At 69.1% G+C, this 18,856-nt stretch carries 15 protein-coding genes and 1 pseudogene; 8 read left to right on the top strand and 8 right to left on the bottom strand.

Going from position 1 to position 18,856, the window contains the following annotated elements:
• Nucleotides 1-200: 200 nt before the first annotated feature.
• The 3 genes from AC4IJH_RS01385 to AC4IJH_RS01375 form a co-directional block, all read right to left on the bottom strand.
• Nucleotides 201-1,478, bottom strand: a complete 1,278-nt coding sequence (locus tag AC4IJH_RS01385) for an MFS transporter (RefSeq protein ID WP_490849559.1) — start codon at nt 1,476-1,478, stop codon at nt 201-203.
• A complete protein-coding gene (locus AC4IJH_RS01380) occupies nt 1,475-2,608 on the bottom strand; it encodes a PLP-dependent cysteine synthase family protein (RefSeq protein WP_490849705.1) in 1,134 nt (377 codons plus the stop codon). Before AC4IJH_RS01380 ends, AC4IJH_RS01385 begins: the two co-directional genes overlap by 4 nt.
• Nucleotides 2,609-2,713: 105 nt before the next feature.
• On the bottom strand, nt 2,714-3,208 hold the full coding sequence (locus AC4IJH_RS01375) for a hypothetical protein (protein WP_490849558.1): 495 nt from the start codon (nt 3,206-3,208) through the stop codon (nt 2,714-2,716).
• 499 nt (nt 3,209-3,707) lie between these two features.
• Here AC4IJH_RS01375 and AC4IJH_RS01370 point away from each other — a divergent pair, with 499 nt between their 5' ends.
• The 4 genes from AC4IJH_RS01370 to AC4IJH_RS01355 all read left to right on the top strand — a co-directional run bounded on the left by AC4IJH_RS01370 (nt 3,708) and on the right by AC4IJH_RS01355 (nt 10,537).
• Nucleotides 3,708-4,055: a hypothetical protein gene (locus AC4IJH_RS01370; protein WP_490849557.1), complete on the top strand. Its 348-nt coding sequence runs from the start codon at nt 3,708-3,710 to the stop codon at nt 4,053-4,055.
• 964 nt (nt 4,056-5,019) lie between these two features.
• Nucleotides 5,020-7,134: a tetratricopeptide repeat protein gene (locus AC4IJH_RS01365; RefSeq protein ID WP_490849556.1), complete on the top strand. Its 2,115-nt coding sequence runs from the start codon at nt 5,020-5,022 to the stop codon at nt 7,132-7,134.
• Nucleotides 7,135-7,346: 212 nt separating this feature from the next.
• A complete protein-coding gene (locus AC4IJH_RS01360) occupies nt 7,347-8,030 on the top strand; it encodes a hypothetical protein (protein ID WP_490849555.1) in 684 nt (227 codons plus the stop codon).
• A gap of 1,157 nt (nt 8,031-9,187) precedes the next feature.
• The gene (locus tag AC4IJH_RS01355; protein WP_490849554.1) at nt 9,188-10,537 is read left to right on the top strand and encodes a glycoside hydrolase family 16 protein; all 1,350 of its coding nucleotides are present in this window, start codon (nt 9,188-9,190) and stop codon (nt 10,535-10,537) included.
• Between the two features lie 293 nt (nt 10,538-10,830).
• Here the strand turns inward: AC4IJH_RS01355 and AC4IJH_RS01350 are convergent, their stop codons facing one another.
• Nucleotides 10,831-11,598, bottom strand: a complete 768-nt coding sequence (locus tag AC4IJH_RS01350; RefSeq protein WP_490849553.1) for a DUF4192 domain-containing protein — start codon at nt 11,596-11,598, stop codon at nt 10,831-10,833.
• A 19-nt stretch (nt 11,599-11,617) separates the two neighbouring features.
• Between AC4IJH_RS01350 and AC4IJH_RS01345 the strand changes: the two are divergent.
• Nucleotides 11,618-12,565, top strand: a pseudogene (locus AC4IJH_RS01345) (IS481 family transposase); the annotation flags it as partial.
• Nucleotide 12,566: 1 nt separating this feature from the next.
• Here the strand turns inward: AC4IJH_RS01345 and AC4IJH_RS01340 are convergent.
• Both AC4IJH_RS01340 and AC4IJH_RS01335 read right to left on the bottom strand, forming a co-directional pair.
• Nucleotides 12,567-12,920: an IS3 family transposase gene (locus AC4IJH_RS01340; protein WP_490849552.1), complete on the bottom strand. Its 354-nt coding sequence runs from the start codon at nt 12,918-12,920 to the stop codon at nt 12,567-12,569.
• On the bottom strand, nt 12,917-13,225 hold the full coding sequence (locus AC4IJH_RS01335) for a transposase (protein WP_450768030.1): 309 nt from the start codon (nt 13,223-13,225) through the stop codon (nt 12,917-12,919). The genes AC4IJH_RS01340 and AC4IJH_RS01335 overlap by 4 nt, the downstream gene beginning before the upstream one ends.
• A gap of 845 nt (nt 13,226-14,070) precedes the next feature.
• Between AC4IJH_RS01335 and AC4IJH_RS01330 the strand changes: the two genes are divergently transcribed.
• Nucleotides 14,071-14,730: a TetR/AcrR family transcriptional regulator gene (locus AC4IJH_RS01330; protein WP_490849551.1), complete on the top strand. Its 660-nt coding sequence runs from the start codon at nt 14,071-14,073 to the stop codon at nt 14,728-14,730.
• A 16-nt stretch (nt 14,731-14,746) separates the two neighbouring features.
• Here AC4IJH_RS01330 and AC4IJH_RS01325 read toward each other — a convergent pair whose 3' ends face one another.
• Nucleotides 14,747-15,316, bottom strand: coding sequence for a DUF6214 family protein (locus AC4IJH_RS01325; RefSeq protein WP_490849550.1), 570 nt, complete (start codon nt 15,314-15,316; stop codon nt 14,747-14,749).
• A gap of 190 nt (nt 15,317-15,506) precedes the next feature.
• Between AC4IJH_RS01325 and AC4IJH_RS01320 the strand changes: the two genes are divergently transcribed.
• The gene (locus AC4IJH_RS01320; protein ID WP_490849549.1) at nt 15,507-16,862 is read left to right on the top strand and encodes an FAD-dependent oxidoreductase; all 1,356 of its coding nucleotides are present in this window, start codon (nt 15,507-15,509) and stop codon (nt 16,860-16,862) included.
• Nucleotides 16,863-16,921: 59 nt separating this feature from the next.
• On the opposite strand, the gene AC4IJH_RS01315 is transcribed toward AC4IJH_RS01320, so the two are convergent.
• A complete protein-coding gene (locus tag AC4IJH_RS01315) occupies nt 16,922-17,302 on the bottom strand; it encodes an ArsR/SmtB family transcription factor (protein WP_490849548.1) in 381 nt (126 codons plus the stop codon).
• 176 nt (nt 17,303-17,478) lie between these two features.
• Between AC4IJH_RS01315 and AC4IJH_RS01310 the strand changes: the two genes are divergently transcribed.
• Nucleotides 17,479-18,576 (top strand): NADH:flavin oxidoreductase/NADH oxidase, encoded by a 1,098-nt coding sequence (locus AC4IJH_RS01310; protein ID WP_490849547.1) that lies wholly within the window; start codon nt 17,479-17,481, stop codon nt 18,574-18,576.
• The last annotated feature ends 280 nt before the right edge of the window (nt 18,577-18,856 follow it).

Here is an 18,856-nt window from a genome sequence, read left to right as displayed (position 1 = left end):
CATCATCCGCAAGGTCACCGGGAGTTACCGATTGCGGCGATCCCGGAGATCACCACCCACCTGCGACGGATCCCCTCGGACCGGGGCAATCACCTACGGTCGCCCCGGGTCCCCGCGCCCCGCAAGGGGCGCGGGGCCCCCCGCCGGTATGCGGCTCCGCCGCGTGGACGCGACCGGCCCGCGCTTCCCAGCGGGGGCGCCTAGACCGCCACCGGCCGCGGCTTTGGCACGGCGGCCAGCCGCCCCGTACGGTGCAGTGCCAGCAGCGCCACCGCGCACGCCAGCCCGAGCCCGAGCAGCGCGATCCACGGCAGCGCCGCCAGCCCCGCCGCGCGGGCGGCGTCCAGTGCCACCCCGGTCAGCAGATTTCCCAGCGTGATGCCGATACCGCAGATCGTGTTGTACAGGCCGTAATGGGTGGCCACGAGGCGGTCGCCCGACAGCCGCACGATGGTGTCCATCTCGAAGGGGTAGGCGATCATCGTGCCCAGGGCGAGCAGCAGCGCACACACCGCGGGCGGGACGGCTGCCACCAGCCACGCCGCCGCTCCCCCGCCGCCCACGGGAGGTACGGCGGTCGCGGCCAGCGGCGGCAGGAACGCGACTCCCATCACCAACAGCCCCAGCGCCAGGGCCTGTCCGCCCTCCAGGCGCCGTCTGCACCACGCGGTGATCCTGGACTGGAACAGGATCGTGCTCAGCCCGGACACGGCGAACAGCAGCGCCACGGCCAGGGTCCCGCCGCTCCCGTCACCGGCCAGCCGCCGCACTTCCAGCGGCAGCGCCAGATAGACCTGGAAGGACAGCACATACGAGCCGATCATGGCGGCGGAGAACAGCAGGAACGGCCGGTTGGCCAGCACCCCGCGCCACTGCCTCAGCACGCCTTCCCGCTTGTCCGCCGCCCTGCGGTCCGGCAGGGCCCGGATCTGCACCACGCTCAGCAGCGCGAAGACCGCGGCCGCCACCAGGCAGGTGAGGCGGAAGTCCACGCCGGTCAGCACCATGCCCACCAGCGGACCGAGCAGGATGCCCGCCTGGTAGAAGACGTTGAACAGCGCGAAGGCCTCCACGCGGCGGTCGCCCGCGTCGGCGGCCAGGTAGGCGCGTACCGCCGGGTTGAACAGCGCGCCGGCCAGCCCGGTCGCCGCGGAGGCCGCGATCAGCGCGGGCAGCGAGTCGACCAGGCCGAGGGTGGCGAAGCCCGCGGTGCGCAGCACACATCCGGCCACGATCAGCGGCTTGTAGCCGAAGCGGTCGGCGAGCGTGCCGCCGACCAGGAACATGCCCTGCTGGCTGAAGTTGCGCATGCCCAGCACCAGTCCGACCACCCAGCCGGCCAGGCCGAGCGTCCCGGACAGATGCGCCGCCAGGTAGGGCATCAGCATGTAGAAGCCGAGGTTGATGGTGAACTGGTTGACCAGCAGCAGCTGGACGCTGCGCTCGTAGGTGCGGATACGGGCCGGCGGTGAGGTCACCGGTCCCCCTTTGCACCGGCCGGGACGCTCACCCGTGCGCAGCGCGTCCAGCGGGTGACCTCCCGTTCGTCGGGCCGGGCCACCGCGTCCGGCGCGTCGGCGGGCGGCCTGCCCAACAGGCCGTGCGCGGCGCAGTATTCGTCGTCGAAGACCGTCTCCAGGTAGCGCTGCGGCCCGTCGGGGAAGACCGCGGCGATACGGGCGGCCTTGGGGAGGGTACGGGCCAGCCAGCCGGCGACCAGGGCGACCGCGCCCACGCTCCAGCCGCCGGTGGCGTGGTGCGAGGTGGCCAGGGTGCGGCAGGTCCACACGGCTTCGGCGGGGGCCACCCAGTGCACTTCGTCGAAGCGGTCGTAGGCGACGTTGCGCGGGTAGATGCTGGATCCCAGGCCGCGCATCAGGCGGGGGCGGGCGGGCTGGCCGAAGATGGTGGAGCCGATGGTGTCGACGCCGACCAGGCGCAGACGGGGGTAGAGGGTGCGCAGCACCCGTGAGACGCCGTTGGAGTGGCCGCCGGTGCCGACGCTGCACACCAGGACGTCGATGTGGCCGAGCTGGGAGGCGAGTTCGAGGGCGAGGGGGGCGTAGGCGGCGACGTTGTCGGGGTTGGTGTACTGGTCCGGGCACCAGGAGCCGGGGTGTTCGCGCAGCAGGTGGGCGACGCGGTCGCGGCGGGACTGCTGCCAGCCGCCGGTGGGGTGCGGGCTCTGCACGGTGTCCACCCGCGATCCGTACGCCGCCAGCAGGCGCTTCATGGAGGGTTCCAGGCCGGGGTCGGTGACGAGCGTGACGGGGTACCCGTAGACCGTTCCGGCCAGGGAGAGGCCGAGGCCGAGGGTGCCGCTGGTGGACTCGATGATCATGTTGCCGGGGCGCAGATCGCCGCGGGCGCGGGCCCGTTCGACCATGTAGAGGCCGGGCCGGTCCTTGATGCCGCCGGGGTTGCTGCCCTCCAGCTTCGCCCAGAATCCGCGCCCCGCGGGGGCCAGGGGGCGGGAGATGCGCAGGACGGGGGTGTTGCCCACGAGGCCGGGGAGGGTGGCGGGGGCGAGGGGGCCGGGGGCGACGAGGTCCTCGGGAGTGGGCGGTGTGGCATCGGTGAGCGCGCTGGGCTCGGTGAATTCAGGGATCGCTGACACGCCGGAAGGGTTCATGGTCCGCTCTCGTTAAGGGAGTTGATACGTACGACAGGCGCGAGGGGCCGGTCCGCCCAAGGGCGGCGCACCCGGGGCGGCCTAAATCAGCAGCACGGCCGGTCGTACGGAACGAGGCGGTGAACAGGGGGCCTGGTGGTCCTCGGACACACCGGGGCAGCGCTCGCCGCACGCCAGGAGCGGTGCGGCGTGGCACAGCGGGACGCAGGGCGGCGCGGGCAGCGGGTCGCCGTGCTCGGGCTGGAGGGAGAGACAGTTGTCCGACGGGTGCCGGCACTCGCCGGTGCCGTGCGGATCGGCACTGCCCTCGCCCAGCGCGCCGCGCACGCCGGACGCTCCGCTTTCGCCGTGGTCGTGTCCGGGCCCTGCGGCATATCCGCAATGGGGGGCGGTCTGGGCCCGTTCGGCGCTCAGGACGACGCCCTGGCCCCCGCCGAGGTGGTCGATGGTGCTCTCGGCGCTCACCGCGTGGGTGTAGAGCAGGCCCAACAGCAGCGTGGTGAGCCACAGCAGCCGCAGCGGGCCCGCGCCTGGGCGGGTCCGAGGGATGCGGGAGCGCAACCAGGCCGTGACCATGGCGTGATCGTAGCGGCTGCCGGGCCCCCTCGCGCCGGTGCGCCCGCCAGGTGGCCGGACTTCGCCGTTCCGGCTTCCGCTTTGCCCCCGTACGGGCGAGCTGCGGCCAACCTCTTGGCGCGGAAAGGAAGTTGGCCGGGACCTTTCGCCCCGGAGCCGCCCGCCCGCCACCCCCCGGGGCCCGCTCCTCCCCCGCACCGCGACGGAGGAGGATCCTCCACCTGCCGGACCAAGGCAGTACCGGAGGCGGACGGGGCACGAACACGACGGACACCCGCGCGCCGTACACCACAACGCGCGGGACAGGAGTGACAAACAAGCCCGACACTCCAGGCGCAAATAGCGCAACAAAAACGCCTAATCCGGGCGATCCGCATCTACCGGCACAATGGAGTTTCCGCAGGTCAGGGGGGTTCAAGTATCTGGCTGGTCAGCAAAACGCCGGCATGAGCCCCGAGAGAGTCCCTTGGCCAGCGACAGCACCACCCTCGTCAGAGGCATGGGCAGCTTCTTCAAGAGCTGCGACTGCGCCCGTCCCACGCGGTGCCCGCACGACTACACGATCCGCTACCGGGATGCCGCCGGCAAGCAGCGCGAAGAGAGCGGCTACGCGAACCAGGACAAGGCCAAGGCCCGCCTGATCGCCCTGTACGACGAGAAGCGTGGCTATAGCGCCGCCGTTCCACTGGTCGCGGGTGAGGTACTTCTTGTCCTCGCCGCCAATGGTGCAGGCCACCTTGCTGCCGTCGACGCCGTTCCTTGGGCGTTCCCAGTGGGGGGCAACCATCTCCACTGGGCGGGCTGGAGTCCCGGTACATTACGGCCAGAGTGCACAGCGAGGAGATGAGCGTCCAGACACTACGGCGGAAGTACTGGAAGCCTAGGCATGCACAGGCTCGGTCGAGGCGTTGGCACGCTTCTTCGTGAGACTTCCCATTACCGCGTTCCAAGGGGCCGGGGAAGAGAGCCACCAGTCCCGCTCCGCCGGACAGGTTCTGCAAGAGGCGTCCGGCGAAGTGGATTCCCAGCCCGTGGCCGCGCAGGCCATGTAGCCAATTCGATCAGGCTCGCCCAAGTGAGGACAACCATGCGTCATCGCTGCGGCCCTGCCGAGGAATCGTTGCTTTCTATGCCCCCCCCCCCCCGCTGATTTCGGAGTTCGGAGAGCTGCGGGACCAAGAGGTCAGTGGTTTCAGCGGCTTCGGCCAGGACTTGCGCGAGGGCTGCGAGCGCCTTACGCGTTCGGTGAAGCTCCTCACGGAGCTCCTCCTCGTGTGCCCATGTCCGCTCGTGTTGCCCAGCCGCCACTCCGGCTGGCCGGGCGGCCTCGTGCTCCGCGAGAGCCGGGTGCCATCGGGTGAGCATGGGGCGCACCACCGCGTTGAGGGTAGTGACCGCCAGGGAGCCGAAGGTGATCTGGTCCGGGTCTCGGCGTGGTGCGGCCTCCGGGCCGTGGTGTCGCAGGATGTCGCGTGTCGTACCGAAGAGGGTGTAGTAAGAGGTCAGGGCCTCACGCAGCACGCCTAGGTGCGGATCGAGGCCGATCGCGCTCACGCGGGTGCTCAGCTCGACGTGCAGTTCCCATGCGGCTCTGCGCTCCGTAGCATTCGGGCGCCATAGGCCGCTGATCTCGTCGCCGGACGGCACCGGGAGGCAAATCGCCACCTCGGTGGCCGGCTCCTGCCGTTTCTTCCTGGGCACACCAGCCCCCACGTCGTATCAGCCGTGTAGCGCAGCCACGATACTGGACGAGATCAGCGTTCGGGCAGACTGAATCCGGGCGCGCACGCAGTGAAAGAGGAAGGATCGGAATGGATCGGCACCAGAGCGAGGAGGACTGGGATGTCTTCATCAGCTACAGCCGGTCCGACGCCAGCCAGCTGAAACTGTTGGTGCCCCCCCTACAGCGTCGCGGGCTGCGCGTGTTCGTGGACGACACCGCAGTGGAGGACTTCGGTGCCATCACCGCGACCATCGCCCACGCGCTGGCCCGATCGAAGGCGCTGCTGGCCCTGTACTCGCACGACTATCCGCGGCGCCGCGCCTGCCAGTGGGAACTGACATACGCCTTCTTGGCCGGGCAGCGGGAGGGAGACCCGCGCCGCCGCATTCTGATTGTCAATCCCGAGCTGTCGGCGCATCATGTCCAGCCGCTCGAACTGCGCGACACCCGCCACTGGCCCGGCATCTCCACCCCAGGCCCGGCCGAGCACCTGGCCGATCGGGTGGCGGCTTACGTCAAAGACCTGGATGGCCCGCTGGGGCGCGCCTCAGGAGTCACCGACCTGCGGTGGCTGCCAGCGCCGATGCCCTCCGGATCGCGCCGGTTCACCGGGCGACTGGCGGAGCAGTGGCAGATCCACACCGCGCTGCACCAGCACCGCGCTCCCCTGGTGTCCCAGACCGGCCGGGGACGCACCGCCGTGGTGCGCGGAATGCCGGGCATCGGCAAATCGCTGCTGGCCCAGGAGTACGCTCTGCAGTTCGCCCCGGCCTTCCCCGGCGGGGTCTTCTGGTTCGATCTCCATGCGTGCGATTCGGCCTCGCCCGACGACGCCCAGGACACCTACCTCACTCAAGTCCGCACCGTGGCCTCCGCCCTCGGCATCGAACACCGCGGCCTGGCCCTGCCCGAACTGCTCAGCCATCTCGCAGTGGCCCTGGGGGAACGCAATCACCCATGTCTGTGGGTCGTGGACGGTGTCCCTGACGGGCTCTCCCAGGAGCACTTTTCGCTACTGCACGGCCCGCACTTGCTGGCGGCGACCCTGCTTACCACCCGATCCCGCCGATACGGCTCCGCATACGAGCCCTTCGACCTGGGCCCTCTCCCCGACGACGACGCGTACAGCCTCCTGACCTCTCGGCGCAGCCCGGCGAGCCCGGAGGAACGTTTGACCGCCCGGGAAGTCCTACGCGACCTCGGCGGACATCCCCTGGCGCTGGAATTGGTCGCCGAACGCATGGCACACGAGGACCTGCAGCGCCTGCGCCGCCGGCTGCACAGCACCACAACCGATGCGCTGCTGCGCTGGGAACGGGCCAGCACACCGGATCGATCCACACCGCACTCACCGCTTCCCTCAGCGCTTCTGCCACGCCGTCTGAAGAACGCTGATCCGGCGAACGATGTGCTGCGGATGCTGGCCATCATGCACCCGGCCCCTTTGAGCGAGAGTCACATGGAGCATGCCCTGACGCTGGTCGACAGGCTCCGGCCGGCTGATGCTGCACACCGGGTGACCGACGGCACCGACGCCCTCATCGGGGATGGGACCGCCCATCCTTCCTCCCCCGGCGCTCGCTCATGGAGCGTCCATCCGCTGGTCGCGCGGGCAGTACGGCGACATGACGAGGATTTCGCCCGGCAAGAGGACCTGCGGCAGACACTGCTCCAGACGCTGATGGACGCACGGCCAGCCCCTGTACCGGAAAGCCGCAACACTCCCCTTCCTTCGTCGGCGCCTCTCGGGCACCCCGCGCCGCCCGTCCCCAGCGAAGTGGAACGGGCCGTCGCCTTCGATCTCCAGGTGGAGCTCTCACTCCGCGTCGGTGTCCAGCCCCTCGTCGAAGGACAGGGATCACTTCGCGAAGCGCTCACTTCGCTCCACTCGCTCTTCACTACGGCCCGCAACGGGCTCCGTCGTCTGGGGCCACAGGCCCCCGCCTCCACGCTGCCCGCTGTGGTGGCAAGGCTGATCAATACACAACTGCGCCCGTTCCTCAGCACCTGGCACCCGGCACTGGAGATCCACGAAGCCCGACGAAGAGAAGGCGCCAGCCGAGTCGAGCATGAGCAGACGTGGGAACGCGCTGCCGAAATGCGGGCCGCCCTGGCCGAGTTGAGAGCACCACTGACCGCCACCGCCCACGCACTGGGCGCAGTGTCAGGAGCGGACCTGCTGACAGCCGCGGCCACAGGGTAGATCTGGGGAAACGTATCAGCCGTTTCACCCGACCCAGCACACTCGTGCCGCCCCAACTCCCTCACTGTGCAAAAGAGTCGGGGTGAGGCAACCTACAGCCACATCCGGCCATCCCCTGACGGGTATCAGCAGTCGCTTCAGTTGCAGACCACTAGAGTTCGGCCACATACGGACGCTGAAGTTGCACTGGTAGACACGACATGAGGACTGACTTGCTTCGCAGGATCGGGAAACTGGCCGTTGTGGTCATAGCCGCCCTCGCAGTGGGCGCCACCATCGGCCTCGCCGCGTACAGCATCAGCGAGGCCGGCGGACGCGCACAGTATGCCGCCACCGGCGCCGCAGGGGCAGCGGTGGCCACCCTGGCCATACTGCTCTTCCGTCGTTCCCTGACCCTCACCTCACTCACCCTCGCCCTCCCCAGCGTCACTGAACTGACCTTCACAGTGAACCCGGACTCCCGGCGCCTGGCCTGGCGGCTCTTTCACCATGCTGCCCGCCGGTCCATCGTGCAGCCGCTGGACGATGGCGCTGGCTATCTGCGCGAAGTGCTGTCGTCCATCTACGCCTGGACACAGTTCATGGGCGACGTGCTGGACCAGGCCGGCCCCTCCAATTCCGCCAAACCGGGCGCCCGCTCAGTGGAACACCTCGCCTACATGATCCTCAACGAAGTGCTACGCCCCTTCCTGAGCAAGTGGCACACCGAACTGGGCAACTTCGAGAAGAATAATCCGGACTCCCTGGAATCCGACTGGCCGCTCCAGGAAGAGTTCCGCCACGAACTGCGCGAACTCCAACGCACCGCCCACCCGTACCTGGTGGGCTTGGCCGAACTCGCCGGGATCACCGAACCCGAGCGCTTCATCGGAGACGTACCCGAAGTAGTGCCCTAAAGGGCATGTTCGTAATTCACGCTTCCTCGCCCAAATTTTGATGACCTGCGTTCAACTGCCGTGGGCGGGGGCTGTCCGAGGAATTCAGCAAACTTCGAGGCTATCTCCACGACTGCAGGGAGCAGGGCCTACCTACAGACCTCGAAGTTCACTGAAGTTGTTGGGGTTCTACCTCCGACCCGGATTGGACATGGCCAGACTCTTAGGTGTGCAGAGGAGCGAGCCTCGCAGGCCGGTCGGACCCAATGCATGGAAAGTCTGCCGGGAGGCGGTCTCCAAGTGAAGCATGTTCGTATTCCTGACCGAGCACCCGGAAGCTCCATTTCCGGCGCGAATGTTTGCGGACATGCCCCCTTGACTAACGGTAGCCAAGCGATCCGCTGCCGAAGCTGGCCACCGTGGCCGTGTTCCAGATGCTGCACGTCCTGCCTGATGCACCACACACTTCGCAAAAGCCAGAGCCTCACGCCATGCAGATTTGAACTACAGTTTCAAAAGCCTCGCATCCTCTGAATGCCCCGTGGGCCCGATTGCAGCACAATTCGCCGCACCCCCAGCCACAGCACCACAACAGGTCACAGCCTCAAAGGCCACTCCCGTCCCACTCATCTACCGAAGTAACGCCGAACGGAGTCAATCCGTTCGTTCAAAGTCCCGAATCCAGGGTCCTGGAAGTGCGTTTGCGAAGGCCAGAGGGGGTTTCTGACCTGCGTGCTGTGGGGCAAGGAGACCCGAACCCACGGCCGACGGATTATGAGTCCTTTGAGGATCTTCCTCGGTTCTCTCGATCCTGCCGCGCCATTCCTGTTTTCGCAGGTCAGGGCGCCCTTCTTGGACCAGATAGGTCCCGGCCTGTCCCGGTCTTTCCTGGCCCTTCCGGCCCCTTGCGGGCCCCTAGGCCCCGGGCGGGCCCCTGGACGGCCCCTCGCATGGGGCCATCGGGGCACAGCAAGAGTGAGTAAATCGAGTCCGAACTCAACGGCACAGGTCACCGCGATGAGCCGAAGGACTTCCGGACTGGAGCGCAGCGGAGTGCCATACCGGCGAGTGGGCTCCCACGGCCTTGCCGCCGAATGGACCAGCTGGGTGGTGGCGATGCGACGTTCTGTCCACCGTGGAGAGGCACACAGTCGTCCTCTGACAGGCGGTGAATCCCTGTGTCCGTCCCCAGTCGTTCGGCCACGCTCTCTGCGGTCCTCTTCCTGGCGCTGGTCACAGCGGCCGCAGCACCGGCCAGCGCCGGGGCGGCGGACTGCGCTCTGGTCCAGGACAGCCTCACACCCGGCGGCACGGTCGCCGCCAAGACTGATGTCCGGGCGACGCTCAGCGTGCACCTCCCCAAGAAAGCGAATGGGAAAGACCACTGCATCAAAGTGCAGGAGCTGGGGGTGGCGGTGCGCGACGCTGACGGCAAGGCGTTCGACTACCCCGGCGCGCTCATCGGCACCCCGGACTTCAAGATCTGCTCCAACTCCTACACGGTCTTCACCACCGAACCCCGTACGTTCGACAAGGGAAGATACGTGCAGTACGGCTACTACAAGGATGACACCGGGGCGTACCACGACCTGCCAGAGGCCACCTTGCATGTGTCCCCCGTGGGCGGGCATGCAGACACCGACCCGAGTCCGAGGGATTCCCGCAGGCTCGAATCGGGATGGCAGGAGGATTTCGCACGCCCGATCGCCGCGACGAATTGGCGCAACGATGAGAGCGGCTCCTACGACTACGCCACAGATCTTCCGCCGCGGGACCGCGGCACCACCAATCTGAAGGACAACAAGCTGGACCGGATCACTGCCGGTCAGGTGAGCGTGAAGGGCGGGTGGGCGACGTTCAGCGCCGACCGGGACAACGCGCCCCTGAAGGTGACCAAGAGAACCCTGGACGAGTTCAAGCGCAACGGATGCGAGTGGCAGAAGAAGGATGGTGAATTTCTGCAGGCGGGAGACAATGTCTCGGCCTGGAAGACTGGGCTGCTGACGACGCAGCATCTCGCGAACGGCAAGGGTTTCAAGGTCAAGACCGGCGACTACGTGGAGACCCGCGTCAGACTGCCCGCCAAGACAGGTGCCTGGCCAGCTCTGTGGACATGGGGTGCTCGCGGGCAGCAGGGTGAGAGCACGCTGTGGGAAGGCCCCTATGGTGAGGTCGATTCCTTCGAGTACCACCCGAGCCCGGTCCCAGGCCCGGGCAACCCGCACCTGCTGGAGCTCACCAATCGCACCAAGAGTCCCATCATGCCGGCGCACTACATCAACAAGCGGGACATCGCCCCGGACAAGGACCCGAACAAGCCGGTGAAAATCGGCACGGTCTATGGCAGGGATTCGGTCGACTGGTACGTCAACGACACGAAGGTCTTCTCCGACCGTAAAGGCGTGCCGCACGGTTGGGAGGCGTACCTGATCCTGAACCTGTCCGTGAGCGGTAACTGCTACGGCCGGCAGCCCACCGGACCTGGCCCGATTACCTTCGACGCCGACTACGTGCACGTCTACCGCTGAGTTTTAGCCAGCGTCACAAGGGTCCGGCCCTGGTGTGTGTGCCATCAGGCATTGGGCCCGCGTGGTAGGCCCGCAGGATGGGGCCGGTGCCGTCGAGGATGTGGCAGAGGCTATCGCTTTCCATCCCGCGGTGCGCCGGGTGGGCCTGCCGACCTGAGTGTTGCGGGAGTCGTGTGTCTTTGTCCCAGAGCTTCGGGAGGTAGGCGGTGTGCCGGGTGATGGCACCGCGGGGTTCATCAGGCGAGGTAGTCATGCGGCGGCCCCGGCGAAGCTGCCGGAGCCGCTGCAGGGGATCAGAGGTTGTCGAGGTCGGCCCGGCTGGCAGCGAACCGCTGTGCTGCCGCGCGAAGGGTCACCAGAAGCGGGGTCAGGTCGTATTCGGTGCGGACGCCGTCGAGCAGCGACTCGGCGAGCCTGTAGCCGGGGTCGATGTCGAGCGCGTCCTCGAGGGCGTGGCTGGCGGTGACGGTGTCGCCTTGTCGCCAGGCAACCCAGCCGAGGAGCGTGAGGAGCGGCGGGGCCTTGTCGGTGTGTGGCGGCACGCAGCGCCGGGCGAGGTAGCCCCACAGTCGCCGCTCGACGGGGAGATCGCTCTCGTCGCCGGAGGACAGGGCGGCGTCTCGGGTCTCGCGGTCCTGGAGGCCGAGGATGATGCGGGCGGCGGTCTCATCGATGAGCTGAGGTGGCCCGTTGCGGAAGTCGGCCAGGGCTGCGCCGACGATGTCGATCGTTGCGTAGCGGACGCGGAGCCGTCCGTTGTCGGTGCTGGCCTGGGTGGTGTGGTCGGCGGTGGCCGCGTCGAGGGCTTCGCGGTAGCGATCCGCTGTGCTGTCGGTGACGGGACGGTACTCGCTGGCGATCTGGACGGCGTGCTGGACGTGCGCCATCTTGCACTCCGCCGTGCTCCCCGCCGACGCCGGGGTGGTTCGAACACGGTGAGCGCCATCGCGGAGCGGGTCTAGGTGTTCTGTCCATGGAGGTTGGTGACGGATTCCACGGTTGGTGGATCTTGAACGAGTGAGGGCCTTCCGGGTTCGGTGTGGATTGCGACGTCTACACACGAACGATCAGAAGGCCCTCATGCCCCACCGTAATGCACCGTTGACCGAGACCGGCCGCCTGCGCCTGGCCCGCTGCGTCGTCGAGGACGGCTGGCCGCTGCGGCGGGCGGCCGAACGCTTCCAGGTCTCCCCGATGACCGCGAAGCGGTGGGCGGACCGCTATCGCCAGTGCGGCGAGGCGGGGATGTGCGACCGCTCCTCGCGTCCGCATCACAGTCCGCGTCGGACCCCCACCCGCACCGAGCGGCGGATCATCAAGGTCCGCCTACTGCGCCGCTGGGGACCAGCCCGCATCGCCTACCTGCTGCGGCTGAACCCCGCGACCGTGCACCGCGTCCTCACCCGTTTCCAGCTCGCCCGCCTGGCCCACCTGGACCGCACCACCGGCCGCGTGATCCGCCGCCACGAACACGCCGACCCCGGCGACCTGGTCCACGTCGACATCAAGAAACTCGGGAACATTCCCGACGGTGGCGGCCACAAGGTCCTCGGCCGGGCCGCCGGCCGCAAGAACCGTGCCAAGGCCGGTGTGAGCTTCTTGCACAACGCCGTCGACGACCACTCCCGCCTCGCCTACAGCGAGATCCTCGCCGACGAGAAGAAGGAAACCGCCGTCGGATTCTGGCAGCGGGCCCACGCCTACTTCACCACCGCCGGAATCACCGTCCGGCGGGTCCTGACCGACAACGGCGCCTGCTACAAGTCGCACCTCTGGCGCAACTCCCTTACAGAACAAGGCATTTCACACAAGCACACCCGGCCCTACCGGCCCCAGACCAACGGGAAGGCGGAGCGGTTCAACCGCACCCTGCTCGACGAACGGGCCTACGCAAAGCCCTACGCCAGCGAGCAGGAACGACGCGACGCCTACCCCGCCTGGCTTCATACCTACAATCACCACCGCGGACACACCGCACTCAAGGGCCAACCACCCGCCAGCCGCGTCCCCAACCTCACAGGGCAATACATCAGTCGGGCCGGGACGCGGCCCGCGCGTCGGGAAACGTCGTCAGCCGCCGCCGTCTGCGGTGCCGGCCCCGCAGCCCGGCGCCTCGCATCAGCCGGGCGATCCGGCGCCGTCCGCGCTTCTCGCCCTGTCGTTGCAGGACGGCGTGGATGCGCGGGGCTCCGTAAGTCCCGCGGGAGTGCTCGTGCACCTCGGCGATCTTCTCGGTCAGCTCGGCATCACGGACCGCCCGCGGGCCGGGCCTGCCACTGCGGCGGGCGTAGCAGGCGGCTCGGGAGACCTGTAGCAGTTCACACGCACGCTTGACGTTGTGACCGTCTCGCTTCTCCGCCTCGATGAACGGGTGCACCGTCACCGGGTCTCCTTCGCGAAGAAAGCCGTGGCCCGCTTGAGGACCTCCACATCCTCCCGCAGCCGGCGGTTCTCCCGCCGCAGCGCGGCCAGCTCCTCCCGTTCGCTACTGGTCAGGCCGTCCCTCTCGCCCGCATCGGTCTCGGCCTGGCTGACCCACAGCCGCACCGCGGTCTCGGTCAGGTCGAAGTCCTTGGCGACCTGGCCCACCGAGCGGTCACCGCGACGGCACAGCTCGACGATCTCGGCCTTGAACTCCGGCGTGAACGAACGACGAGGCCGAGGCTTCTTCTTCCCCATGCTCTCCATGATGGACATCCTCCCGGGGCAGAACCCCTGATCTCGGATGTCCGCCAAAGCGGATCAAGCCCAGCCACCTCCGGCGATAGCGCAGATTATCGCGAGACGAGCAGAGATTTAGCAGCAGCCAACCCGTCGCCGGCCGGACCAAGAGGCGACGCCAGAGTGCTGCTCGCCCAGCAAGCCTGACACCATCACTGGCGCTCCAGCCTCCACGCTGCCAGCCATCCAACCCCCTGGAGACCGGCACATCCGACACCCCTCAGATCTGACGCAGCGCCAGCAGTGCCAGCGCGAGTCCTGTCGGAGCTGGCCACAGTCAACGAAACCCGCGAAGCGCCGAACACCCGCAATCCGGGACCTGATCCGGGAAAAAGTACGCCACGTGGCTGCCTGCGAAGCGCGCTCCCTTGGCGGAGCGAAGAACCATCATCTTGGGATGAGCTGGGCTCGTTGGCGTTCGGCCACGGGTGCCAACGGTGTCGCAGAGATCGCTGGCTACACACTCCGGCGTAGGAGAACCCATCGGTCTGACCTAACCAACCGCCCACGGACCGCGAGGCGCCAGTTACTGATGATCCGTCAGTGAAGTCAGCAAAGGGTCAGCGTGAGTCCTGCCAGAGGTCCCCGAACGCTGCCACACGTGGTTATAGTTGAATAATGCACACACCCCCTCTGACCAGCAAATATGCCGGTTAGAGGGGGTGTCCCCCGCTGCGGCCGCGCCTAATCCGGACGATCCCCCGCGTCGCCCGGATTAGGCAGCTTGACCGGATCCCTTGTCCTTACGACACGGACATCCGGAGACAGGCTGAGTATATTGGCTCCCAGCCAGTCAACGCAGGAGTTACAGCATGTCCCCCCGGAGCGCATCGGTCAATGAAGAGTTGCGGCGGCGTTCTCGCGAGCGGCTGTTGCAGGCGACCGTCGAGCTCGTGGACGAGCGCGGATACGAAGCGACCACGCTCGGGGACATCGCCTGCCGCGCCGGGTCCGCCCGCGGCCTGGTCTCGTACTACTTCCCCGGCAAGCGCCAGCTGCTGCAGTCCGCGGTGCACCGGCTGATGCATCTGACCCTCCAGGAAGCCCTGGAGCGCGAGCCCGTCCCGTCCGGGCCGGGCTCGGGCCGGGAGCTGCTGGCCAGAGCCATCGACGCGATCCTGGGCCTGGCACGGGACCGCCCGCTGCTGATGCGCACGCACATGGCGGGCATCCTCACGGCGGAAGGTTTCATCCAGTGCCCCGAGCAGCAGCGGCTGGCCCAGCTGCTGCGCGAGACGGTCGAGCACTACGGCTCCCAGGAATCCGAGACGGACTACCGGCTACTGCGCGCGCTGCTGATGGGCGCGGTGGTCGCCGTCCTTCTTCCAGGAGCGCCGATGCCCATGCCGCGGCTGCGGGCCGAACTCTTCCAGCGCTACGGCCTGGACTGGGAGTCCGGACACCCGCCACGGGAGGACGCATCGGCGCCAGGAGCGCCCGAAGCGGCGGCCGGGGGCCAGGGGGCCCCATAGACCCCCTGGCGCGCCGTCAGCGGCGGTTGTGGCGGGGCGGGAGGTAGCCCTCGTCGCGGGCGCCGGCGATGAGCCTGAGCGACTTCCTGCGGCTGCGCCCGGTGGCTCCCATGACGGCGAGAACGGGGTCCAGACCGTCGCGCTGCGCCTGCCGGTACACCTCCGCCGCCGCCCTGCGCCCGGCGCTCCCACGCGCCGGAACGGGGCGGCGGCCGCGGACCTCCGGCCGCTGGGCGCAGCACGTACAGCCGTGTGCGGACGATGGCCCCGCAGGCTCTTCCCCACCGTCCCAACCGTCATCGTCCCCGGCCGCGCAGCGCTCCTCCGCGCCCCTGGCGAACCAGTCGGCGAGCGTGGCCAGGCCGCCCGCCGGCAGGCCCGGATCGGCCGGTACGCCCTCGATGCGGATGTGGTCCTCGGCGATCTCGGCCAGCAGGTCGATACGGACCCCGTCGGCGAGGGTCAGCCGCACATCGATCCGGGACGGCAGCGCGCCGCCCGGCGCTCCCGGTCCGCCGTGGCCATGGGTTTCCCAGGCCCCGGGGGTGTGCTCCTGCTGGTCCGGGAGGGGGCGCAGCGGGGCCACGTCACGTAGTTCATATGGGTCGTTAACTGCAAAAAAGGTACTTTCCGACACGGCCGCAACGTAACTGCCGGACCGCCCCGCCCGCAGGCGCGGCACGCTCTTCGCACCGCCACGCAACCCCGATAGCGCACCCTCCCGCCCGTCGCGCACCGGTGCGATCCTGGAAGCCTCCCTCCGGAAGGGGCCCGCCGTGCTTCGCGTCGCAGTGATCGGTTCGGGACCGAGCGGCGTCTACACCGCTCAGGCGCTCGTGCAGCAGCAGACCGTGCCGGACATCGAGGTGTACGTCCTGGACCGGCTGCCGTGTCCGTACGGGCTGGTGCGCTACGGCGTGGCACCGGACCACGAGAAGATCAAGTCGCTGCAGAACAACCTGCGCGCCGTACTGGAGCACCCCCGGGTGCACTTCCTGGGCAATGCCCACGTGGGAGGGGCGGGGCTCGGCCCGCAGGAGCTGCGGCGGATCTTCCACGCGGTCGTCTACTGCGTCGGGGCCGCCACCGACCGCCACCTCGGCATCCCCGGGGAGAACCTGCCGGGCAGCCGCTCGGCCACCGAGTTCGTGTCCTGGTACAGCGCGCACCCGGACGCCCCCGTCGACGCCTTCACCCTCAGCGCGCGCTCCGCAGTGGTCATCGGGGTGGGCAACGTGGCCGTGGACGTAGCCCGCATCCTGGCCCGCGGGGCGCAGGAGCTGGCCCCCACCGATGTCCCCCAGGCCGCGCTCGGCGCGCTCGCCGACAGCCGGGTGACGGACGTGTGGATGGTCGGGCGCCGCGGCCCCTCACAGGCGAAGTTCACCACCAAGGAACTGCGTGAGCTGGGGGCGCTGCCGGGCGCCGAGATCCTCGTACGGAAACAGGAGCTGGCACTGGACCCGGCCTTCGGCGACCCGTCCGGGCTGCCCGCCGTGGCCAGACGCAACGTCGAGGTGCTGCGCGGATGGGCCGAGCAGGCCCCGGGAAGCGGCACGCGCCGCCCGCGCCGGGTCCATCTGCGCTTCTTCCTGCGGCCTGCCGAGCTGATCGGCGACGCGCGGGGGGTGCGCGGGGTGCGGTTCGAGCGGACGGCGCCGGACGGGCGGGGCGGCGTGCGGGGAACGGGCCGGTACGAGGACATCGAGGCGCAGTTGGTGCTGCGCTCGGTGGGCTACCGGGGTCTGCCGCAGACGGGGCTGCCGTTCGACGCGGCGAGCGGGACGGTGCCGCACGAGGAGGGGCGGGTGCTGCGCGCGGGCGTGGTCAGCCCGGGAGAGTACGTCGCGGGGTGGATCAAGCGCGGCCCCACGGGCGTCATCGGCACCAACCGGCCCTGCGCCAAGCAGACCGCGACCTGCGTACTGGCCGACGCCGACGCACTGGCGCAGCGAGAGCTGCCCGCCGACCCGGTGGCCGCGCTGCGCGAGGCGGGCCTGCGGCCGGTCCTGTGGCCGGGCTGGCTGGGCATCGAGGCCGCGGAGGCTGCGCTGGGGCGGGAGTTGGGGCGCATGGTCGTCAAGATCCCTGACTGGGAGGGGCTGTTGGCGGCCGCCCGCGCGGAGGGCTGAGGCAGAAAATTCCCGAAGGGGACGACTTTCGGCCGAAGTAGGCGACCCGCACTCCGCCGTCAGCCGGCCGCCGGGGCCTCGGCGCCGAGGCGCTCGGACTGGCGGTCGGCGGCTTCCAGTACGCGGTCGAGCAGTCCGGGGAAGAGGGCTTCGAGGTCGTCCCCGCGCAGCGCGTTCATCTTGGCGGTGCCCCGGTAGATCTGGTTGATGACGCCGTTCTCGCGCAGCACCCGGAAGTGGTGCGTACAGGTCGACTTGGTCACCGGCAGCTCGAAGTACGAACAGGACAGCTCCGCTTCGGCCGCCGCCAGCGCGCGCACCACCCGCAGGCGCATGGGGTCGGCCAGCGCGTGCAGCACGCCCTCCAGGCGGATCTCGCCCCGGGCGGGGTGCTCCAGGGCGCGGGCGGCGGTGCGTGCGCGCGGTGTCGACGTAGGCATGGCTGCTCCTGGCTCGGGGTCCCGGTGCGCGGCGCCCGGCCGTCGTCTCGGTGACCGGCGGCCGGGCTGCCGCTGGACTCCCATTGTACGAGGGCCTTCGTAGTTTGACACTCACCGTAGTACGAGGTCTATCGTACGAGTGTCATCAGCCGAGTTCCTCGACGCGGGAGTCCTCCGTGAGCGCACTTTTCGAGCCCATCACCCTCCGGCAGCTGACCATTGCGCACCGCGTGTGGATGGCGCCGATGGACCAGTACTCCGCCGAACCCTCCGGCCCCGACGCGGGAGTTGCGGGCGACTGGCACTTCGCCCACTACGCCGCACGGGCCGCCGGCGGCACGGCACTGATCCTCACCGAGGCCACCGCCGTCAGCCCCGAAGGCCGCATCAGCCTCTACGACCTGGGCATCTGGAACGACCGGCAGGTCACGGCGCTGCGCCGGATCACCGACTTCCTCAAGAGCCAGGGCACGGTACCCGGCATCCAGATCGGCCACTCCGGCCGCAAGGGATCCACCGACGCGACCTGGCGCGGCGGCGGCCCGGTCGCCCCCGCGGACGGCGGCTGGCAGACGGTGGCGCCCAGCCCGCTCCCGTACGACGAGGGCTTCCCGGCGCCCCGGGAGCTGACGACCGAGGAGATACGGGAGATCGTCGGCCAGTTCGCGGACGCCGCCCGGCGCGCGCTGGACGCGGGCTTCCAGGTCCTCGAACTCCACGGCGCGCACGGCTACTTGATCGGCCAGTTCCTCTCGCCGCACAGCAACCGCCGCACCGACGAGTACGGCGGCTCGTACGAGAACCGCACCCGCTTCGCGCTGGAGGTGGTCGACGCGGTCCGCGCGGTGTGGCCCGAGGAACTCCCCGTCCTCTTTCGCATCTCGGCGACCGACTGGCTGACCGAGAACCCCGAGGACGAGCGCGAGGGCTGGACGGCGGACGACACGGTGCGCTTCGCCCGCGACCTGCTGGCCCACGGGGTGGACCTGCTGGACACCTCCACCGGAGGCAACGCACCGCGGGCCCGCATCGTCAGCGAGCCCGGCTACCAGGTGCCCTTCGCGGAGCGCGTGAAGCAGGAGACGGAGCTCGCCGTCGGCGCGGTCGGTCTGATCACGGAGGCCCGCCAGGCCGAGAAGATCGTCTCCGACGGCCAGGCCGACGTCGTACTGATCGGCCGCGAACTCCTGCGCAACCCCTCCTTCGCCCGCCACGCCGCCCACGAGCTCGGCGCCTCGGTACACGTACCCCAGCCCTACCACCGATCCGTCTGACCTCCACGAACACCCCGAAGGCCCTGCCCGGAGCACCCCTCCGACCAGGGCCTTCGCCATGGGCACACCACAGCCCACCGGCTATCACCACGGCGATCCCAACCGGGCCCCCGCACGGGGACAGCAACGGCACACGGCGCTTCGGAGTGCCCGCTTGGGCGATGTCCCTGATCGTCCGTGGTGCCACCGTGGTGGCGATGCTGGCGTACACGTTTGCATTGCGCTGACGCCCCGTCACAGTGTGGCTGTGTACCGAGCGGCGGGACACTCGTAGCGGGTG

The sequence above is a fragment of the Streptomyces sp. UF-297 genome (assembly GCF_058245575.1).
Note: the sequence above shows the minus strand (reverse complement) of the source record. Positions and strands in the feature narration are given on the sequence as shown.

Bases quoted from the DNA above. Each gene is read 5' to 3' on its own strand.
- AC4IJH_RS01315 (WP_490849548.1), bottom strand. From the start codon at position 17,302: ATGCCTACGTCGACACCGCGCGCACGCACCGCCGCCCGCGCCCTGGAG.
- AC4IJH_RS01375 (WP_490849558.1), bottom strand. From the start codon at position 3,208: ATGGTCACGGCCTGGTTGCGCTCCCGCATCCCTCGGACCCGCCCAGGC.
- AC4IJH_RS01330 (WP_490849551.1), top strand. From the start codon at position 14,071: ATGTCCCCCCGGAGCGCATCGGTCAATGAAGAGTTGCGGCGGCGTTCT.
- AC4IJH_RS01365 (WP_490849556.1), top strand. From the start codon at position 5,020: ATGGATCGGCACCAGAGCGAGGAGGACTGGGATGTCTTCATCAGCTAC.
- AC4IJH_RS01370 (WP_490849557.1), top strand. From the start codon at position 3,708: ATGGGCAGCTTCTTCAAGAGCTGCGACTGCGCCCGTCCCACGCGGTGC.
- AC4IJH_RS01335 (WP_450768030.1), bottom strand. From the start codon at position 13,225: ATGGAGAGCATGGGGAAGAAGAAGCCTCGGCCTCGTCGTTCGTTCACG.